The 18,538-nt window shown below is 68.2% G+C and carries 14 protein-coding genes; 11 read left to right on the forward strand and 3 right to left on the reverse strand.

What is annotated here, in order from left to right:
• Positions 1-505 precede the first annotated feature (505 nt).
• Positions 506-2,635 (reverse strand): HEAT repeat domain-containing protein, encoded by a 2,130-nt coding sequence (locus VFK57_12485; GenBank protein HET7696522.1) that lies wholly within the window; start codon positions 2,633-2,635, stop codon positions 506-508.
• A 21-nt stretch (positions 2,636-2,656) separates the two neighbouring features.
• Positions 2,657-3,766: an o-succinylbenzoate synthase gene (gene menC / locus VFK57_12490; GenBank protein ID HET7696523.1), complete on the reverse strand. Its 1,110-nt coding sequence runs from the start codon at positions 3,764-3,766 to the stop codon at positions 2,657-2,659.
• A 27-nt stretch (positions 3,767-3,793) separates the two neighbouring features.
• On the opposite strand from menC, the gene VFK57_12495 reads away from it, so the two are divergent.
• From VFK57_12495 to VFK57_12545, 11 genes are all read left to right on the forward strand, one after another.
• Positions 3,794-4,432: a deoxynucleoside kinase gene (locus tag VFK57_12495; GenBank protein HET7696524.1), complete on the forward strand. Its 639-nt coding sequence runs from the start codon at positions 3,794-3,796 to the stop codon at positions 4,430-4,432.
• Positions 4,433-4,444: 12 nt separating this feature from the next.
• A complete protein-coding gene (gene accD / locus VFK57_12500) occupies positions 4,445-5,353 on the forward strand; it encodes an acetyl-CoA carboxylase, carboxyltransferase subunit beta (protein HET7696525.1) in 909 nt (302 codons plus the stop codon).
• Positions 5,350-6,621 carry a folylpolyglutamate synthase/dihydrofolate synthase family protein gene (locus tag VFK57_12505; protein HET7696526.1) on the forward strand — a complete coding sequence of 424 codons (1,272 nt, stop codon included), beginning with the start codon at positions 5,350-5,352 and terminating at the stop codon, positions 6,619-6,621. Before accD ends, VFK57_12505 begins: the two co-directional genes overlap by 4 nt.
• A gap of 31 nt (positions 6,622-6,652) precedes the next feature.
• A complete protein-coding gene (locus VFK57_12510; GenBank protein ID HET7696527.1) occupies positions 6,653-8,932 on the forward strand; it encodes a putative LPS assembly protein LptD in 2,280 nt (759 codons plus the stop codon).
• 43 nt (positions 8,933-8,975) lie between these two features.
• On the forward strand, positions 8,976-10,043 hold the full coding sequence (locus tag VFK57_12515) for a glucose-1-phosphate thymidylyltransferase (GenBank protein HET7696528.1): 1,068 nt from the start codon (positions 8,976-8,978) through the stop codon (positions 10,041-10,043).
• A gap of 15 nt (positions 10,044-10,058) precedes the next feature.
• Positions 10,059-10,529, forward strand: a complete 471-nt coding sequence (locus VFK57_12520; protein HET7696529.1) for a dTDP-4-dehydrorhamnose 3,5-epimerase family protein — start codon at positions 10,059-10,061, stop codon at positions 10,527-10,529.
• On the forward strand, positions 10,522-11,532 hold the full coding sequence (gene rfbB / locus VFK57_12525; protein HET7696530.1) for a dTDP-glucose 4,6-dehydratase: 1,011 nt from the start codon (positions 10,522-10,524) through the stop codon (positions 11,530-11,532). The genes VFK57_12520 and rfbB overlap by 8 nt, the downstream gene beginning before the upstream one ends.
• A gap of 26 nt (positions 11,533-11,558) precedes the next feature.
• Complete coding sequence (locus VFK57_12530; GenBank protein HET7696531.1) at positions 11,559-12,479, forward strand: GDP-mannose 4,6-dehydratase; 921 nt, start codon at positions 11,559-11,561, stop codon at positions 12,477-12,479.
• Positions 12,476-13,852 carry a DUF92 domain-containing protein gene (locus tag VFK57_12535; protein HET7696532.1) on the forward strand — a complete coding sequence of 459 codons (1,377 nt, stop codon included), beginning with the start codon at positions 12,476-12,478 and terminating at the stop codon, positions 13,850-13,852. The genes VFK57_12530 and VFK57_12535 overlap by 4 nt, the downstream gene beginning before the upstream one ends.
• Positions 13,849-14,757: a UbiA family prenyltransferase gene (locus tag VFK57_12540; GenBank protein ID HET7696533.1), complete on the forward strand. Its 909-nt coding sequence runs from the start codon at positions 13,849-13,851 to the stop codon at positions 14,755-14,757. Before VFK57_12535 ends, VFK57_12540 begins: the two co-directional genes overlap by 4 nt.
• Positions 14,758-14,986: 229 nt before the next feature.
• Positions 14,987-16,021: a radical SAM protein gene (locus VFK57_12545; protein ID HET7696534.1), complete on the forward strand. Its 1,035-nt coding sequence runs from the start codon at positions 14,987-14,989 to the stop codon at positions 16,019-16,021.
• Between the two features lie 35 nt (positions 16,022-16,056).
• Here VFK57_12545 and VFK57_12550 read toward each other — a convergent pair whose 3' ends face one another.
• On the reverse strand, positions 16,057-18,348 hold the full coding sequence (locus VFK57_12550) for an ATP-dependent Clp protease ATP-binding subunit (protein ID HET7696535.1): 2,292 nt from the start codon (positions 18,346-18,348) through the stop codon (positions 16,057-16,059).
• Between the last annotated feature and the right edge of the window lie 190 nt (positions 18,349-18,538).

The following is an 18,538-nucleotide window of genomic DNA, read 5'->3' on the forward strand; positions in this document are numbered from 1 at the left end:
TGTTGTAACCCCTGGTCACCGGTAACAGCTGAGACTGCCAACGTTCCAAGGAGGAACAAATGGCGAAGAAGAGCGCAAAGGGCGGCAAGAAAAAGGGCGGGAAGAAGCGCTAAGCGCCGCCGACCGGTCTGGGGGTGTGAGAGCAACTTGCACCCCCGATTTTTTTGGCCGCCGATCGCCCCCTCGCCGAACATCTCGGACGGGCAGATCAGCACGGAACACGCGGCCTCACGAAGCGACGACGAGCGGCGTATGGACGCACCGCCGACGTGCCTGAAGGCAGCGGCGCTGCGATACGCAGAGAGCTCCTCGCGCACATATCCCACACGAAGGGGGGGATAAACCAATGGCCAAGAAGGCAGCTAAGGGCGGGAAGAAGAAGGGCGGCAAGAAGCGGTAACTGCCGCGTCCCGCCAAAAACGGGGGCGACGAACGCCCCCGTTTTTGCTTTTATCGCGTGTGTACTCCCAACGCTACTGGCGCGCCCGGACGTTGGGAGTTCGTCTCATTTCAGCTCCTTCCCATCCCAGATCCGCACCCGCTCGATCACATCCAGCTGCTGAATCCGATCGACGACGTCCAGACCGTTGACGACGTGGCCGAAGACCGTGTACTTGGCGTCGAGGTGCGGCGACGGCGCGTGCGCGATGAAATACTGGCTGCCGCCGGTGTCCGGCCCCGACAGCGCCATCCCGATGGTCCCGCGGATGAACGGCCGATCGTTCAGCTCGTCGCGAATCGAGTACCCCGGCCCGCCCGACCCGTCGCCCCGCGGGTCGCCGTCCTGGACGACGAAGTGCGGCACCACGCGATGCACCTGCAGGCCGTTGAAGTAGTTGCGCCTCGCGAGGGCGATGAAGTTCTGTACCGTCTGCGGCGCGTCGAGCACCGCCAGCTCGATCTCGATCGTGCCCTTCGCGGTCTCGATGAACGCGTGCGGCGACACCGCCGGCGACAGCAGCTCGGGCGCGTCGTAGCGCACGATCGGCGAGCCCGGCACCGGCCGGATCGCCTGCGCCGTCTCGGCTGACGGATCCAGCTCGCGCAGCAGCGCCGCCGCGCGCAGCCGCAGCGCCCAGTCCGAATCGGCCAGCGCCGACTTCACCGTCTCCAGCGCCTCACCTGCACCGTACCGGACCAGCGCCTCGAGCGCGGCCAGCCGCGCGTCGGACAGCGCCGGATCCTGCGACGCGCGATAGGCGTCGCGAAGCGCCGCCGCTCCGCCGGCGGGCCGCAGCCGCCCGATCGCCCGCGCCGCCGCGCTCCGGACGCCCGGGTCGGGATTCTTCAGATGCGTCATCAGCACGGCGTCGAGGCCCGGCGCCTTCACGCGCACGAGGCTGTCGATCACCGGTGCGACGACGCGCTTGTCCTGGTCCTCGAGCATCGGCCGAAGCCGCAGGATCGCCAGCTCGCCGGGCAGCGAGCCGAGCACGTCGGCGATCGCGGCGCGGACGATCCAGTGCGGATCCGGCTCCATGCCGGACAGCAGCGTCGGCAGCCCCTCCGGATCGATCGCGGCCGCCGCGCGAATCGCCGCGGCGCGCAGCGTCGGCCAGTCGTCCGTCACCAGATCGAGAATGTAAGGCAGCGCGTCGGCGCTCTTCAGCGTTCCGAGCGCGGCCACCGCTTCCAGACGCAGGTTCGGATCCACGCGCTCGGCGCTCAGCAGCGCGAGGATGGCCTGGGCCCCGTCCGGCGCGCCGATCTGCGCCAGCGCGCGGACCGCCGACACGGTGACGCCGACGTCGCCGCGGGCCTCGTCGATCATCGCGCGCAGCGCCGGCACGGACGAGACGTCGCGGTACGCGCCGAGACCGCGCGCGGCGAACGCCCGCGTGTAGCGCCCCGGCGTGGCGATGAGCTGCTTCAGCGCCGGCACCGCGCGCGGATCGCCGATGCGCTGCAGGGCATACGCCACCGGCCACCACCCCGACACGCGGCCGGAGCCGTCGACGATGGCGGCAGTGAGCGGTTCGAAGGCTTTCTGGCGGACGAGCGCGAACAGCCCGAGCCGCACCGCGTCCGCTTCCGGGGTCACCGGCCATCGCTCGTCGTCGGGCGACAGCGCGGCGATCGCGCCGGCCTTGACGTAGGCCGACACCATGTCGCCCACCGCCGCGGCGGAGCCCGTGTCGCCGATGAGCCCGAGCGCTTCCGCGGCGCGGCCGCGCACGCGCGGCTCGGGATCCTGGAGCGCAGCGGTGAGCGCCGGGATCGCGCTCTTGTCCGCCAGCAGCCCGAGCGCGAACGCGGCCATCTGCCGGACGTCCGGATCGGTGTCCTTCAGCAGCGGCTGCAGCAGCGCCCCTCCCTCGGGCAGCCCGACGCGTCCGACGGCGAGCGCGGCGCGGCGGCGGATGCGCGGATCGGTGTCCGCGACCAGCGTCGCCAGATCCGGGAGCGGCGCGGCGACCGGCGGCGGCGCGTTGCGTGACCGCCTGGGCGGCGGTGTGACGACGGGCGGCGGCGGCGGCGGCGCGGGCGCGCGAAGGATGCGCTGATCCTCGAGACGCAGCATCCAGCTCATCTTCTGTTCGGCAGTGATCGACGGCGCGGCAGGGGGCTTCGGCGGCGCCGTGGCGCAGGCGCTCGCCGCCAGCGACACGCATACCGCCCAGGCGCGATATCTCATGGCTTCAGTGTAGACCGGCTGTCAGGCTCGTACGTCGTAGGTCTCGACGGTTGCCGCACTCACGCGATCCCAGTCGACGTTCACGCCGATCCCCGGCGCCGCCGGCACCGCCACCATTCCGTCTGCGCTGACGTCGATGCCGGGCTCGATCAGATCCGGAGCGAAGTAGCGCCGGCTCGCGGCGATGTCGCCGGGCATCGTGAAGTTCGGCAGCGACGCGAGGTGGATGTTGTGCGCCCGGCCGATGCCGCTCTCGAGCATCCCGCCGTGCCAGACCGGAATGCCCTGCCCGGCGCACAGATCGTGGACGCGGATCGACTCGCGGTGCCCGCCCAGCCGTCCCGGCTTGATGTTGATGATCCGGCAGGCGCGCAGCGCGAGGGCGTCCTCGGCGGCGCGCAGCGAGTGGATCGATTCGTCGAGGCAGACCGGCGTGGCGATGCGGCGCTGCAGCTCCGCGTGATCGCGGATGTCATCGTACTCGAGCGGCTGCTCGATCATCATCAGGTCGAAGCGATCGAGCGCCGCGAGATGGGCGGCGTCGCCGAGCGTGTAGGCCGCGTTGGCGTCGACCATCAGCTTGACGGCGCCGAACCGCTGCCTGATCGCTTCGACCGCCGACACGTCCCAGCCCGGCTTGATCTTGATCTTGATGCGGCGGTACCCCGCCGCCAGCTCCTGTTCCACCTTGGCGGCAAGCTGCTCGAGCGAGTCCTGGATGCCGACCGAGACGCCGGACGGGATCGCGGTGCGCGTGCCCCCGAGCAGCTGGGAGAGCGGCAGATTCTGGCGCCGGGCCGCCAGATCCCACGCCGCCATCTCGACGGCGGCCTTGGCCATGTTGTGCCCCCGCACGCGCGCCATCGCCGGGAACACGTGGCGCGGATCCCTGAACGCGCGGCCGAGCACCAGCGGCGCGAGGAAGTCCTTGATGACGTGCCACGCGGTGGTGTTGGTCTCGGCGCTGTAATACGGATCGACGTCCGCGACGCACTCGCCGAGTCCCTGCAGCCCTTCCCCTTCGAGCGTCACCAGGATGAACGTCTTGTCGTAGACGCGGCCGAAGCTGGTCTCGAAGAACGCCACCAGCGGCAGGCGGATCAACCGCAGGTGGAGACGTTCGATGCGCATGTTGCCTACAAGTTATACTCGGCGCGCGTGGAGTTCCGCCACATCGCGATCGAAGGGCCGCTCGCCGTCGGCAAGTCCACGCTCGCCGACCGGCTCGGCGCGCGGCTCGACGCGGCGATGGTGCTCGACGACGCGGAGAATCCGTTTCTCGCCGACTTCTACGCCGGCCGGGCCGGCGCGGCGTTCCAGGCGCAGCTGTTCTTCACGCTGGCGCGCCACCGCCAGCAGACGTCGCTGCGGCAGAGCGATCTCTTCAGCCAGACGACCGTCGCCGACTATCTGTTCGAGCGCGACAAGATCTACGCCTACCTGAATCTCGACGACAACGAGCTGTTCATCTATCAGCGCCTCTACGAGCTGCTCGCGCCGGACGTCCCGGCGCCGGATCTCGTCATCTACCTCCAGACCCCGACCGACCTGCTGCGCAAACGCGTGAAGGAGCGGGCGCGCGCCAACCCGGAGGCGCCCTCGCCCGACGACGAGTACGTGCGCGAGCTGAACGAGGCCTACAATCATTTCTTCTTTCACTACAACGCCACGCCGCTGCTGGTGGTCGAGACCTCGCAATTCGACGCGAAATGGGGGGACGCGGCGCTGGACGACCTGATCAAACAGCTCCGCGGCCTGGGGCGGGGGACGCGCTACTACGTGCCGCGGACGAGGTAAACTTCCTCAGATATGGCCTGGTTCAAGAAGGTCCGCAAGCCCATAGAGCCCCAGGCAAACAAGGAAAGCCGGGTTCCCGAGGGGCTGTGGGTCAAGTGTCCGTCGTGCAGCGAGGTGATCTACAACAAGGATCTCGTGGCCACGCTCAACGTGTGCCCGAAATGCGCGCATCATTTCCGGATCGGCGCGCTCGACCGGCTGCGGATGCTGTTCGACGGCGAGTGGCAGGAGTTCGACGCCAGCCTGCAGTCCACCGATCCGTTGAAATTCGTCGACACCAAGCCCTATCAGAAGCGGCTCGCCGCGACGATCGCCTCGACCGGCATGAAGGACGCCGTGGTCTGCGCGATCGGACGGATTGAGGGCATCGAGACCTCGGTCGCCGCCATGGAGTACACCTTCATCGGCGGCAGCATGGGCGTCGTCGTCGGCGAGAAGATCACCCGCGCCATCGAGCGGGCGATCGAGCGCAAGCTGCCGGTCGTCATCGTCTCGTCATCCGGGGGCGCGCGGATGATGGAGGGGGCGCTGTCGCTGATGCAGATGGCGAAGATCAGCGGCGCGCTGGCGCGGCTGGACCGGGCGCGCCTGCCGTACATCTCGGTGCTCACCGATCCGACGACCGGCGGCGTGACCGCGAGCTTCGCGATGCTCGGGGATCTCAACGTCGCCGAGCCGAAGGCGCTGATCGGCTTTGCCGGACCGCGCGTCATCGAACAGACCATCCGCCAGAAGCTGCCGGAGGGCTTCCAGCGCAGCGAGTTCCTGCTGGAGCGCGGCATGCTCGACCTCGTGGTCGATCGCCGCGAACTGAAGGCGGCCATCGCGCGGGCGCTGCGCTTCGGACTGCCGGCGGACGGTCCGGCGCGGCGGATCGCCGCGCCAGCCGCGGCACCGGTCGCGGTCTCGCCGCAGCAGTGACGCCGACGCCCGGCGCATACGGGCCCGGCGTCGAGTTCCTCTTCGGCCTCGAACGCTTCGGCATGAAGTTCGGCCTCGCGAACATCGCGAGGTTATGCGAGGCGCTCGGCCACCCCGAACGGACCTTCCCTTCGATCATCGTCGCCGGGACCAACGGCAAGGGATCGGTGACGGCAATGGTCGACGCCGCGCTTCGCGCCGCGGGGCATCGCAGCGCCCGGTACACGTCGCCGCATCTGGAGCGCATCGAGGAGCGCTTCGTCGTCGACGGGCACGAGGTCGCCCCCGAGGCGCTCGAGTCGGCGGCGCTGCGCGTGCAGCGCGCGGCGCAGGACCTGGTCGCCTCAGGAGCGTTCGAGGCGCCGCCCACCTTCTTCGAGTGCACGACCGCCGCCGCCTTCGTCCTCTTCCGCGATGCCCAGGTGGACGTCGCCATCCTCGAAGTGGGGCTTGGCGGACGCCTGGATGCCACCAACGTCGTCACGCCCGTCGCCGCCGCGATCGTCTCGATCGACTTCGACCACCAGGCCCAGCTCGGCACGACGCTCGCCTCGATCGCCGCCGAGAAGGCCGGCGTCATCAAGCCAGGTATTCCCGTGGTGTGCGGGCCGCTGCCGCCGGAGGCGATGACGGTGATCGAGCGCGTCTGCCGCGAACAGCACGCGCGGCTGATCCGGACCGACATGAGCCCCGACCTGGCGGCGCGCGTCGCCGCGCTGCCGCTCGCGCTCGCCGGCCGCCATCAGCGAGCGAATGCGGCGGTCGCGATGGCGCTGCTCGAGGCGCTGGACGCGGCTGCATCGCCCCGGCTCCGCGTGGGTGCCGACGCGGTGCGGACCGGACTGACCACGGTGTCGTGGCCGGGACGCCTGGAGCGCTTCGCGATCGGCGGGTGCTCCATCCTGCTGGACGCGGCGCACAACGCCGCGGGGGCGCGCGCGCTCGCCGCGTACGTCCGCGAGATCGCGCCGGATGGCGTGACGCTGGTGTTCGGCGCCATGCAGGACAAGGCGATCGACGAGATGCTCGACGCGCTCGCGCCGGCGGCTGCCGCCATCGTCTGCACCACCGCGCCGAGTCCACGTGCCGCCCCGGCGGCGGAGCTGGCGCGGCGCGCGGCCGCGCCGGGACGCCGCGTCGAGATCGCGGAGGACCCGATGTCGGCCGTGCGGGAGGCGTGCGCGTCGAAACGGATGGTGGTCGTGGCGGGCTCGATCTTCCTCATCGGGCCGGTCCGCGCCCGGCTCGCACGTGGTATTCTTCGCTGATTCCCCGGGGTCCGGTCGATCCTCGTAAAGCATGCTCCGCACTAGTCTTCTCGTCCTGCTCGCGCTCGCTGCGGGCGTGCTCCCGGCGCGCGCGCAAGGCGGAGCGCCGAGCCACGGCTGCAGCGCGAAATGGAGCGTCGTCAGCGACGTCGCCAACAATTTCGCGAACCAGAATCACTACATCCTGCTGCGAAACGTTCAGGTGGAATGCAACGACGTCCAGCTCTTCGCAGACGAGGCGGAAGTCTTCCGCGACGCCGATCGCGTTCGCGCATCCGGCAACGTCGTCTTCGTGTCCGGGACCAGCCGGATCTCCGCCGAGCGGATGGAGTTCAACACCCGCACCAAGACGGGGACGTTCTTCGTCGCGTCAGGGATCGCCAATCTCGAGAACCGGGGCATCGAGCGCAGCCTGTTCGGCACGCAGGAGCCGGACGCGTATTTCTGGGGCGACACGATCGAAAAGCTCGGTCCCAAGACCTACCGGATCACCCGCGGCGGCTTCACCACCTGCGTGCAGCCGACGCCGCGCTGGGAGATGGTGGCGGGCACGGTGACGCTGACGCTCGAAAAGCGCGCGGTGCTGACCAACATGGTGCTGAAGGTCAAGGACGTGCCGGTCTTCTATCTGCCGGCGATGTACTACCCGATCAACAAGGAAGATCGCGCGACCGGGTTCCTGATCCCCATCTACGGCAACTCCGACATCAAGGGACAGACGCTGAACAACGCGTTCTTCTGGGCGATCAGCCGCAGCCAGGACGCGACGCTCTATCACAGCTTTTACTCCAAGACCGGCCAGAGCTTCGGCGGCGAGTACCGCTACGTGCAGTCCGGCGCGTCGAACGGCAACTTCCAGACGACCGTCGTCCGCGAGCACGAGGCGACCTACCGGCAGGCGAGCGGCACCAACCAGACGTTCCCGGGCATCGACAGCTACAGCGTCACCGGCACCGTGCTGCAGGCGCTGCCTGCCAACCTCCGCCTGACCGGCACCGCGAATTACTTCTCCAGCCTGATCGCGCAGCAGCGCTATCAGCAGGACATCTTCGCCGCCACCAACCGGACGCGGAACTTCGGCGTGAACGTCGCCGGCAACTGGGGCGCCAACAGCGTCAGCGGCACGGTGGATCGCAACGAGACGTTCACCAACGACACCAACTCGACGGTCACCGGTTCGCTGCCGCGGATCAACTACACGCGCTCGGAGAAGCGCATCGCCGCGCTGCCGCTCTACGTCGGCGCCGCCAGCGAGTACGTGGAGCTGGTGCGCACCGGCCGCACGCCCACCGGCGAGACGCCGCTCGGGCTGCGGCGGCTCGATCTCGTGCCGCGCGTGCGCTTTCCCTTCACGAAGCTGCAGTACCTGACGTTCAACTCGTCGCTCACCTTCCACCAGACCTTCTGGTCGGAAAGCCTCGACGAGAGCCGGAAGCGCGTTCCCGAGGGCATCCAGCGGCGTTATTTCGATCTCACGTCGTCCATCACCGGGCCGGTGTTCACCAAGATCTTCAACACCCCCGGCCGCAGCTACGCGCAGAAGTGGAAGCACGTGATCGAGCCGAACCTGACGATCTCGCGCAAGACGGCGATCGCCAACTACGACCGCATCGAGAAGCTCGAGGGGACCGACTTCGTGCGCGGCGGCACCACCAACTACACCTACTCCCTCGCCAACCGCCTCTATGCGAAGAAGGAGAGCGCGCGCGAGATCCTGAACGTCGGCATCCAGCAGACGTATTACACCGACGACCGCGCCGCGCAGGTCGACTTCAACTACCTGAGCACGCAGGGACTGCTGCCGCCGAGCAACTTCTCGCCGATCGCGCTGCAGGTGCGGGTGAGCCCGACGACGGTGACGGATGCGACGATCCGATCCGAGTACGACACCAATACCAGCTCGCTGCGTGCCATCAGCGCCAACGGCGGGGTCGTCGCCGGCTGGGCGCTGGTGAACGCCGGCTGGAGCGTGAACAAATCGGTGCCGACCCGCGTCGACGAGGATCCGGTGACGCTGTCGCACTATCTCAATGCGACGACGGTCATCCGCAAGCCGGGGAACGCGTTCGGCGGAAGCTACGCCTTCAACTTCGACATGCGCACCAAGGCCTTCCTGAACCAGAGCATCGTCGCGCACTACAACACCCAGTGCTGCGGCATCGCGGTCGAATATCAGAAGTTCAACTTCGGCACCCGCGCCGGCCAGGTGGGCGTCCCTCGCGACCATCGCTTCAATCTGTCGTTCACGCTCGCCGGCATCGGTACGTTCTCCGATCTGTTCGGCGCCTTCGGCGGAAAGCAGGGACGGTGATCGAGATGGACAGGCGGCCCGAGGTAACGAACGCGGTCGATAAATGAAAGGACTCATTCTCAGCGGCGGGAAGGGGACGCGGCTGCGCCCGCTGACCTACACGAGCGCCAAGCAGCTCGTGCCGATCGCCAACAAGCCCGTTCTCTTCTACGGCATCGAGGCACTTGCCGCCGCCGGCATCCGCGAGATCGGCATTGTCGTCGGCGACACCGAGGCGGAGATCCGCGCCGCCGTCGGCGACGGCTCCCGCTGGGGCGTGAAGGTCACCTACATCCCGCAGGATGCGCCGCGCGGGCTGGCGCACGCCGTGCTGATCAGCGAGCCGTTCATCGGCCGCGAGCCCTTCGTGATGTATCTGGGCGACAACCTGCTGAACAAAGGGATCACGGCGTTCACCGAAGAGTTCATCCGCGAGGCGCCGGCAGCGCAGATTCTCCTCACCCACGTCCCCGATCCGCAGATGTTCGGCGTCGCCGAGCTGGTCGACGGCCGGGTCGTCCGCCTGGTCGAGAAACCGAAGGAGCCGAAGAGCGATCTCGCGCTGGTCGGCGTCTACATGTTCTCGCCCGCGGTCTTCGATTCGGTCAAGCGGATCAAGCCGAGCTTCCGCAACGAACTGGAAATCACTGACGCGATCCAGGACCTCATCGACCGCGGCCTCGAAGTCCGGCCGCATCTGGTCGACGGGTGGTGGAAGGACACCGGCAAGCTCGAGGACATGCTCGAAGCCAACCGCCTGATCCTCGATACCATTCAGCGGCGGCTCGAGGGCACCATCGACGCCGAGTCACGGGTCGAAGGCAAGGTGGTGATCGAGCCCGGCGCCGTGATCGAGCGCTCGGTGATTCGCGGCCCCGTCGTGGTCGGCGCCGACGCACGCATCGTCCACGCCTACGTCGGGCCGTTCACCTCGATCGGCCCCAGGGCGGAAATCCGCGCCTCCGAGATCGAGCACAGCATCGTCCTCGAGGGCAGCGTGATCAGCGACCTGGCGAACCGCGTCGAAGACAGCCTGATCGGCCGCAACGTCAAGATCCACCGGATGCCGGTGAAACCGTCGGCGTACCGGTTCATGCTCGGTGACAACTCCGAGGTCGGCATCCGTTGGTAGACAGATAGCGTATATATGAGCGTTTCCCTGACCATCCATGGCGTCAAGACCAGGAAGCTCCGCGTCATGCCGGACGAGCGCGGCTGGCTGATGGAGATCCTCCGCGCCGACGACGCCGAGCTGTTCTCGAAGTTCGGTCAGGTCTACGTGTCGGCCACCTACCCCGGGGTCGTCAAGGCCTGGCACTTTCACAAGCGGCAGATCGACCACTTCGCCTGCGTTGCCGGCATGGTGAAGCTCGTGCTGATCGACACCCGGGACGAGTCGCCGACCAAAGGGGCGGTGAACGAGTTCTTCCTCGGAACGCACAACCCCATGCTCGTGCAGGTGCCGAACCTGGTGTATCACGGCTGGAAATGCATCAGCGTGGAGCCATCGCTGGTGCTGAACGTGCCGACCGAGCCCTACAAGTACGACGATCCCGACGAGTACCGCCTCGAACCCCACGGCTCGCTGCCGTACGACTGGACGCGCAAGGATGGTTAAGGTTCTCGTCACCGGCGGCGCCGGATTCATCGGATCCAACTTCGTCCGCTACGCGCTCGCCACGCATCGCGACTGGCAGGTGACGACCCTCGACAAGCTGACCTACGCGGGACGGCTGGAGAACCTCGCGAGCGTCAAGGACGATCCCCGCCACCGTTTCGTCAAGGGAGACATCGCCGACGCCGCGGTGGCCGCGCCGCTGGTCCGCGAGTGCGACGTGGTCGTCCACTTCGCGGCGGAGACCCACGTCGACCGGTCGATCCGCAACGCGGGGGATTTCATCACCACCGACGTCTACGGGACGTTCGTGCTGCTCGAGGCGGCGCGCGAGAACCCCGGGCTGCGCCGTTTCATCCAGATTTCGACCGACGAGGTCTACGGCAGCGTGCCGACAGGCTCCAGCAGGGAGACCGACGAGCTGCGGCCGCGCAATCCGTATTCGGCGAGCAAGGCGGGAGCGGATCGGCTCGCCTACAGCTACTGGGCGACGTATCACGTGCCGGTCGTGATCACCCGCGCGTCGAACAATTACGGCCCGAACCAGTTTCCCGAGAAGATCATCCCGCTGTTCATCACCAACCTGATCGACGACCTCGCCGTTCCGCTCTACGGCGACGGGCTGAACGAGCGCGACTGGCTGCACGTGGACGACCACTGCCGCGGCATCGATCTGCTGATCGACAAGGGGATCTCCGGCGAGGTCTACAACATCGGCGGCGGCAACCAGGTCAGGAACGTGGATCTCACGCACCGGATTCTGGCCCTGGTGGGCAAGCCGGCATCGCTCATCCGGCCGGTTGCCGATCGACAGGGACACGATCGGCGCTACTCGCTCGACACCGCGAAGCTGGAAGCGCTCGGCTGGGCGCCGCAGGTTCCGTTCGAAGAGGGCCTCGCGGAGACCGTCCGCTGGTACCGCGACAACGAGTGGTGGTGGCGGCCGATCAAGAACGAGGATCCGGCGTTCCGGAAGTACTACCAGGAACAGTACGGGAACCGCTGACGACGGCCGTGGCTGGAATCCCGCTCGTGACCGGCGCGACCGGATTCGCGGGTAGTCACCTCGTCGCGCGGCTTGCGGCGGGAGGCGGCTCCGTCGCCGCGTGGGCGCACCGCGGCGGCGCCGAGCCCACCGCGGACGCGACCGTGCGCTGGCGCTCGGTGGATCTGCTCGACCGCCGCGCGCTCGGCGACGCGCTCGCCGCGGCGAGGCCGTCGGTCATCTATCACTGCGCCGGCTTTGCCGACGTGCACGAGGCGTGGCGGGCGCCGGCGCGGGCGATGCGGGTGAACGCGCTTGGCACGCACTACCTTCTCGAGGCGGTGCGCGACGCGGGGCTGTCGTGCCCGGTGCTGGTCACGGGATCGGCGATGGTGTACCGGCCCGCGATGGAGCCGTTGACCGAAGACCACCCGCTCGGTCCTGCGGGGCCCTACGCGCTGAGCAAGCTGGCGCAGGAGATGGCCGCCGCGGCATCGTCCCTTCCCGTGCTGCTCGTGCGTCCGTTCAACCACGCCGGTCCGCGGCAGTCGCCCTCGTACGCCACCTCTGCCTTCGCCCAGCAGGTCGCGGAGATCGAGGCGGGACGCCGCGATCCGGTCCTGAAGGTCGGCAATCTCGACGCCCGGCGCGACATCACGGACGTGCGTGACACCGTCCGCGCCTACCAGGCGCTCGCCGAGCGCGGCCGTCCGCATACGCCGTACAACGTGTGCAGCGGGCGCGCGCGCTCGATGCGCGAGCTGCTCGATCTTTTGCTGTCGCTGTCCCGCGTGCGGGTGCGCGTCGAGGTCGATCCCTCCCGCCTGCGTCCGAGCGACAACCCGCTGATTGCCGGCAGTCACGATCGGCTGACGCGCGATACAGGGTGGGTGCCGGAGATCCCGATCGAGCAGACGCTCCGCGATCTGCTCGACCACTGGCGGCTCCGCGTGGCGCACGCGTCATGAGCCCGGGGCTGTCCCGCCGGCAGGCCGCAGCCGCAAAGGCGGACCACTCCGAAACGACCCGTCAGTTCGTCCACATGGCGATGGGCGGGTTCGCCCTGCTGCTGCGGTGGATTCCGTGGTGGCAGGCAGTCGTGCTCGCCGCGGGTGCGGTCGTCTTCAACCTGTTCGTGCTGCCGCGCGTCGCCGCGGCGCTGTATCGTCCCGGCGATCGCGAACGCGGGGTGCACGGGATCCTGCTGTATCCGCTGGCCATTCTGTTCCTGCTGCTCGCCTTTCCGGCCCGCCTCGACATCGTCGCCGCCGCGTGGGGCATCCTCGCGATCGGCGACGGGCTGGCGACGCTGGCGGGGCGCGCCATCGGCGGGCAGCGGTGGGCGTGGAACCGCGACAAGACGGTCGCCGGCAGCGCCGCGTTCGCCGCCGGCGGCGCCTGCGCCGGGATCTTTCTCGCCTGGTGGTGCCGGCCCGCGGTGTCGCCCGCGCCGCCGATGCTGTTCGTGCTCGCGGCGCCGCTCGTCGCGTCGGTCTGCGCAGCGCTCGTCGAGACCATTCCGGCGCGTCTGGACGACAACGTCTCCGTTGCGGCGTCCGCGGCGGCGGTGTTGTGGATCGTCTCGCTCGTCGACATCGAGAGTCTCCAGTATGCCGGCGCGCTCGCGGCGTCACGCCTGCCTGCTGCGCTGGCTCTCAACGCGCTGGTCGCGTGGGCGGGGCACCGCGCCAGGACGGTCACCCTCTCCGGCGCGCTGGTCGGCGCGTCGATTGGCGTGACCATTTATTGCGGCACGGGTTGGCAGGGGTGGGCGCTTCTGCTCGTGACGTTCGTCGCGGCATCGCTCGCCTCGCGCGTCGGCCTGACGCGAAAGACGCTCCTCGGCATTGCCGAAGAACGCGGCGGACGGCGCGGCGCCGGCAATGCGATCGCCAACACCGGGGCCGCTGCGCTGGCCTCCGTCGTCGTGCTCACGTCGGCCGATACCGCCGTCCCGGCGCTGGCGTTTGCGGCGGCGCTGGCCGCCGGAGGAAGCGATACGATGGCCAGCGAGATCGGCAAGGCGTGGGGACGGCGGACGTGGTCGATCACCTCGCTGGCGCGCGTGCCGCCCGGCACCTCCGGGGCGATGTCGCTCGAAGGCACGCTCGCGGGGATCGCCGGTGCGGCCGGACTGGGACTGGCGGCGATTGCGCTCGGACTGATTCCGCGCTCCGCGCTGTGGATCGTCGTCGCCGCGTCGACGGCGGGCGCGCTGCTCGAAAGCTGGCTCGGCGCGACGCTCGAGGGCCCGGGAATCCTGAACAACGACATGCTGAACTTCATCAACACCGCCGCGGCCGCGCTGCTCGCCGTGGCGCTCGCCGCGTGGCTGGGATGAAGAAGCTCGGGATCTTCCTCGAATTCTCCCGTCCGTTCACGCTGCTGGCGCCCGCGCTGGGCTTCGCGTCCGGCGCGGCGACCGCGTACGGCGCGCATCCGCGCGAGCCGTGGAGCGCGGACCTGATCGTCTACCCGCTGATCGGGCTGACCATGGCGGCGGTGTTGAACGGCGCGTCCAACGCGCTGAACCAGATCTACGATCTCGACATCGATCGCATCAACAAGCCGAAGCGTCCGCTGCCCGAAGGGCGGCTGACGATCCGCGAGGCGTGGCAGTTCACGTGGGTCATGTACGCGCTCGCGCTCGTGCTCGCGTGGCTGGTCGCGCCCGCCGGCCGCCGCGAGTGCTTCTGGATCGTGTTGGTCGCGACCATCATCACCTTCCTCTATTCGGTGCCCCCGGCGCGGACGAAGCGGCTCGGCATCTGGGCCAACGTGACGATCGCGATCCCGCGCGGCGTCCTGCTGAAGGTGGCGGGATGGTCGGCGGTGAAGACGGTCATCGCGGCCGAGCCGTGGTACATCGGCGCGATCTTCGGACTGTTCCTGCTCGGCGCGTCGACGACGAAGGACTTTGCCGACATGGAGGGGGACGCGCGCGGCGGCTGCCGCACGCTGCCGATCATCTACGGCGTCCGGCGCGCGGCGTGGATGATCTCGCCGTCGTTCGTCGTGCCGTTCGTGATGATCGCGATCGGCGCGTGGACGGGGGTGCTGACGGGCAACTTCGTGCTGCTGCAGCTGCTCGCGTTCGTGATGACGGCCTACGGGGTGTACGTCTGCTACCTGATGCTGCGGCGGCCGGAGGAGTTGGCGGTCGAAGAGAACCACGTCTCGTGGGCGCACATGTACCGCATGATGTTCGTCGCCCAAATCGGCTTCGCGCTCGCCTACCTGCTCTGAAAACGGGGACAGTCCCCTTTTTGCCCCCTCGATCGGGAGAAAACCTCAGTGTTTTGCGAAAAAGGCGGCTTTCGAGGTGTCACACGCAGCCGCCGCTATTCGGTGCCCGAATCGTCGATAACCCCAACGTTTACGCGCAAGAAACGGGCGCGCAGCAGCGAAAAAGGGGACAGTCACCTTTTCGGACGCGGCGTTTCGGGTATCATGGGCGAAAATAAGGCGAATCGCCATGAGCCCGCTCTTCGAACTCGGCCGTAAACCGCCCACTACCAAGATGATCGCGCTGCAGGTGCGCGAGCGCGGCGCGGCATCGCTCGACGAGGCGCAGCGGCGCGCCGACGCGGCGCGCTACCAGGAAGTCACCTGCCGGTCGGCGTTGAACCCGGTCAAGGGGATGCCCTTCGCGTGGACGCTGAACCCGTATCGCGGGTGCACGCACGGCTGCCATTACTGCTTCGCGCGGCGCTACCAGACGCAGTTCGAGCTCGGGCCCGGCGACGAGTTCTCGTCGCTGATCTTCGTCAAGGTCAACTTTCCTGATGTCCTCCGGCGCGAGCTGGACAAGCCGACGTGGACCCGCGAGCAGGTCGCGCTCGGCACTGCTACCGATCCGTACCAGCCGATCGAAGGGCATTACAAGCTGACCCGGCGCACGATCGAGGCACTGATTGCCGCCCGCACGCCGGTCGGCATCGTCACCAAGGGCCCCATGATCGTGCGCGACGCGGACCTGCTCGCAGAACTGTCACGCGTCGCGAAGTGCACCGTCTGCATGAGCGTTCCCACGGTGGACGAGGACGCATGGCGCGCCCTGGAGCCCGGTACCGCGCATCCGATGCAGCGGCTCAGGGCGGTCCGCGCGCTGCGAGACGCCGGGGTGAACGCCGGCGTGCTGATGGCCCCCGTCGTTCCCGGGTTCACCACCAACAGCGCGAAGCTCGACGCTACGGTCAAGGCATGCGCGGACCACAACGCCGCCTTCGTCGGCGCGAACGTGCTCTATCTGAAGGGAGGCACGAAGGACCACTTCATGGGATTCCTGCGGCACTCGTTTCCCGAGATGGTGGCGGGCTACGAGCGCCTCTACCCGGGCGCGTACGCTCCTGCCGAGTACGTCGAATCGGTGCGGGCGTTGATCGAGATGATCCAGCAGCGGCACGACGTGAATCGGCGCGACCGCCGCGTCGAGACGCGGGCGTCAGCGTCCGGTCAACCGCCGGCCGATCCACAGCCGTCGCCGAACGCCCAGGCCACGCTCTTCTAGCGGAGCGGGGAGCCGGCGACCGGCAGCGGCAGCCGCTAGGCGGTGGCGGCGAGCGCCGGATACCCGCCGCGCGCCTCCGACACCTGCACCACCAGCTCGCCGTCCACCACGTCGGCGCTGAACGACGTGCCCTCGGCCCAGCGCTGGCTGATCGGCAGCTTCACCTTGGCTTCGATCACGCGCTTCAGGAAGCGCGCGCCGTAGGCCAGGCTGTAGCCGTCGGTGACGAGCTTTTCGAGCGCCTCGGGCGTCACCGTCAGCGAGCGTCCGCTCCGTTCCAGCGTCTGCTCGATCTGGTCGATCTGCATCAGCGCGATCTGCCGCACTTCGTCCTTGCTGAGCGGGGAGAACATCACCACTTCGTCGATGCGGTTGCGGAACTCCGGCGAGAAGCGCCGCTCCAGCTCGCGGTTGATCTCACCCTGGATCTGCTCGACCCCCACCTGCTTCGAGTAGAAGCCGAACGGATTGGTCAGCTTGCGGAAGTGCTCGCAGCCGATGTTCGAGGTCATGATCACGATCGCGTCGCTGAGGTAGACGCGCTTGCCGCGGCCGTCCGTCACCCATCCCTCGTCGAACGCCTGGAGGAACAGGTTCAGCATGCTCGGGCTCGCCTTCTCGACCTCGTCGAGCAGCACCACGCAGTACGGCGAGTCCTTCAACTGGTTCGTCAGCACGCCGCCGCGCTCCGATCCGACGATGCCGCGCGGCATGCCGATCAGCTTGTCGACGGCGACCGCCCCATCCTGGTACTCGGACATGTCGACGCGGATCATCTTCTTGGCGTCGCCGAACAGGAACTGCGCCACCGACTTCGCCAGTTCCGTCTTGCCGACGCCGGTCGGCCCGAGGAACAGCAGCACGCCGTCGGGCCGGTCGAAGCCGTCCTTGAGCGGTCCCTTGTTCAACACCAGGCGCCGCGCGACCGCGTCGATGGCGTTGCGCTGCCCGACGACGCGCTCGCCGAGGCGCGCTTCAACCCCCTTGAACCGGCTGGTCACGTCGCGGAACACCATGTCTTCCGGGATCTGCGCCACCTGCGAGATCACCTGCACGACATCCTGGCCGTCGACCTCCCAGCGCCGGTCGATCTCCGCCTTGACCGCGGCGGTGTCGAGCCAGCCGATCACCTTGTCGGGGAGCTGCAGGTGCCGCATGTAGCGCGGCGACATCTCGAGCGCCGTTTCGATCGCTTCGTCCTTGATGCGCACCGAGTAGTTGCGCTCGAGCCGCGGCCGCAGGTTGTAGAGGATGGTCCGGGTCTGATCGATCGTCGGCTCCGCGACCATGACGGTGCGGAAGCGGCGGGCCAGCGCCTCGTCCTCCTGGATGAACTCCTTGTACTCGCTCAAGGTCGTGGCGCCGATGATCCGCACTTCGCCGCGGGCGAGCACCGACTTGAACACGTTGGCCGCGTCGGACGGCGCGCCCAGCGCCGAGCCGGCGCCGATCATCGTGTGCACTTCGTCGATGAACAGGATCAGGTTGGGCCGCTCCTTGATCTCGCGGATGACGTTCTGGATGCGGTCCTCGAACATGCCGCGCAGCATGGTGCCGGCGACCATCGTGTTCATCTGCAGGTTGACGATCTGGCAGTCGCGGATCCGCACCGGCACGGTGTCGGGGGCGAACTCGATCCGCCGCGCCAGCCCCTCGGCAATCGCCGTCTTGCCGACGCCCGGCTCGCCCAGCAGCAGCACCGAGTTGGCGCGCTCGCGGTGGCACAGGATCTCGAGCACGCGATCCATCTCGGCGTCGCGCCCGAAGACCGGCGGAATCTTGTCCTGGCGCGCGAGCTGGTTGAGGTTGGTGGCAAAGTGCTTCAGGAACGGCGGCAGCTCGAACCGCTTCTTCAGGCGTTCCTCGCGCAGCTCGTGATCGCGCATGCGCGTCGCGAGCCGCGACACCAGCGCTTCCGGCTCGATGCCGTGGCGGCGGATGATCGACACGGGGATGCCCTGCGTCTCCTCGAAGATCGCCGAGAACAAATCGGTCGCCTCGACGGTGTGGCGTCCGGAACGGCTGGCGTGCAGCAGCGCCAGCTTGAACAGCAGCTTGGTCGACGGCGCGACGCGCAGTTCGCGTCCCGGAACGCTGGGCAGCAGCCGCAGGTGCTCTTCGAGCGCCTGCAGGATTTCGTGGGGATTCAGGTTCAGGTCGCGCATCACCTGGCCGAACATGTCCCACTCGACCTGGGCAAAGGCCAGACAGACGTGCTCGTTCGTGAGCAGCGCGTGTTCACGGCGCCGGGCTTCGTCGAGCGCACGGTCCACGACGCGCTCTGCCGACTCGGCCAGCTTGTTCTGCGGGATGTCGAAATCCTCCACTGCCGCCTCCCCGTCACCGAATCACCGATCCGTCGCTGACTCGCCGATCCGCGTCTATCGCGTACCTGCACAATCCGCCTCTCGAGTCAGCAAGACACACGCCAACGCCAGCCGGAGCCTGCTCGGCAAATTAAAACGAATGGAATCAGCAGCTAAGCGGAAGTGTGGAGCCGGTTCCACAGGCAGCCCC

The sequence above is a fragment of the Vicinamibacterales bacterium genome (assembly GCA_035699745.1).
Taxonomy (GTDB): domain Bacteria; phylum Acidobacteriota; class Vicinamibacteria; order Vicinamibacterales; family 2-12-FULL-66-21; genus JAICSD01.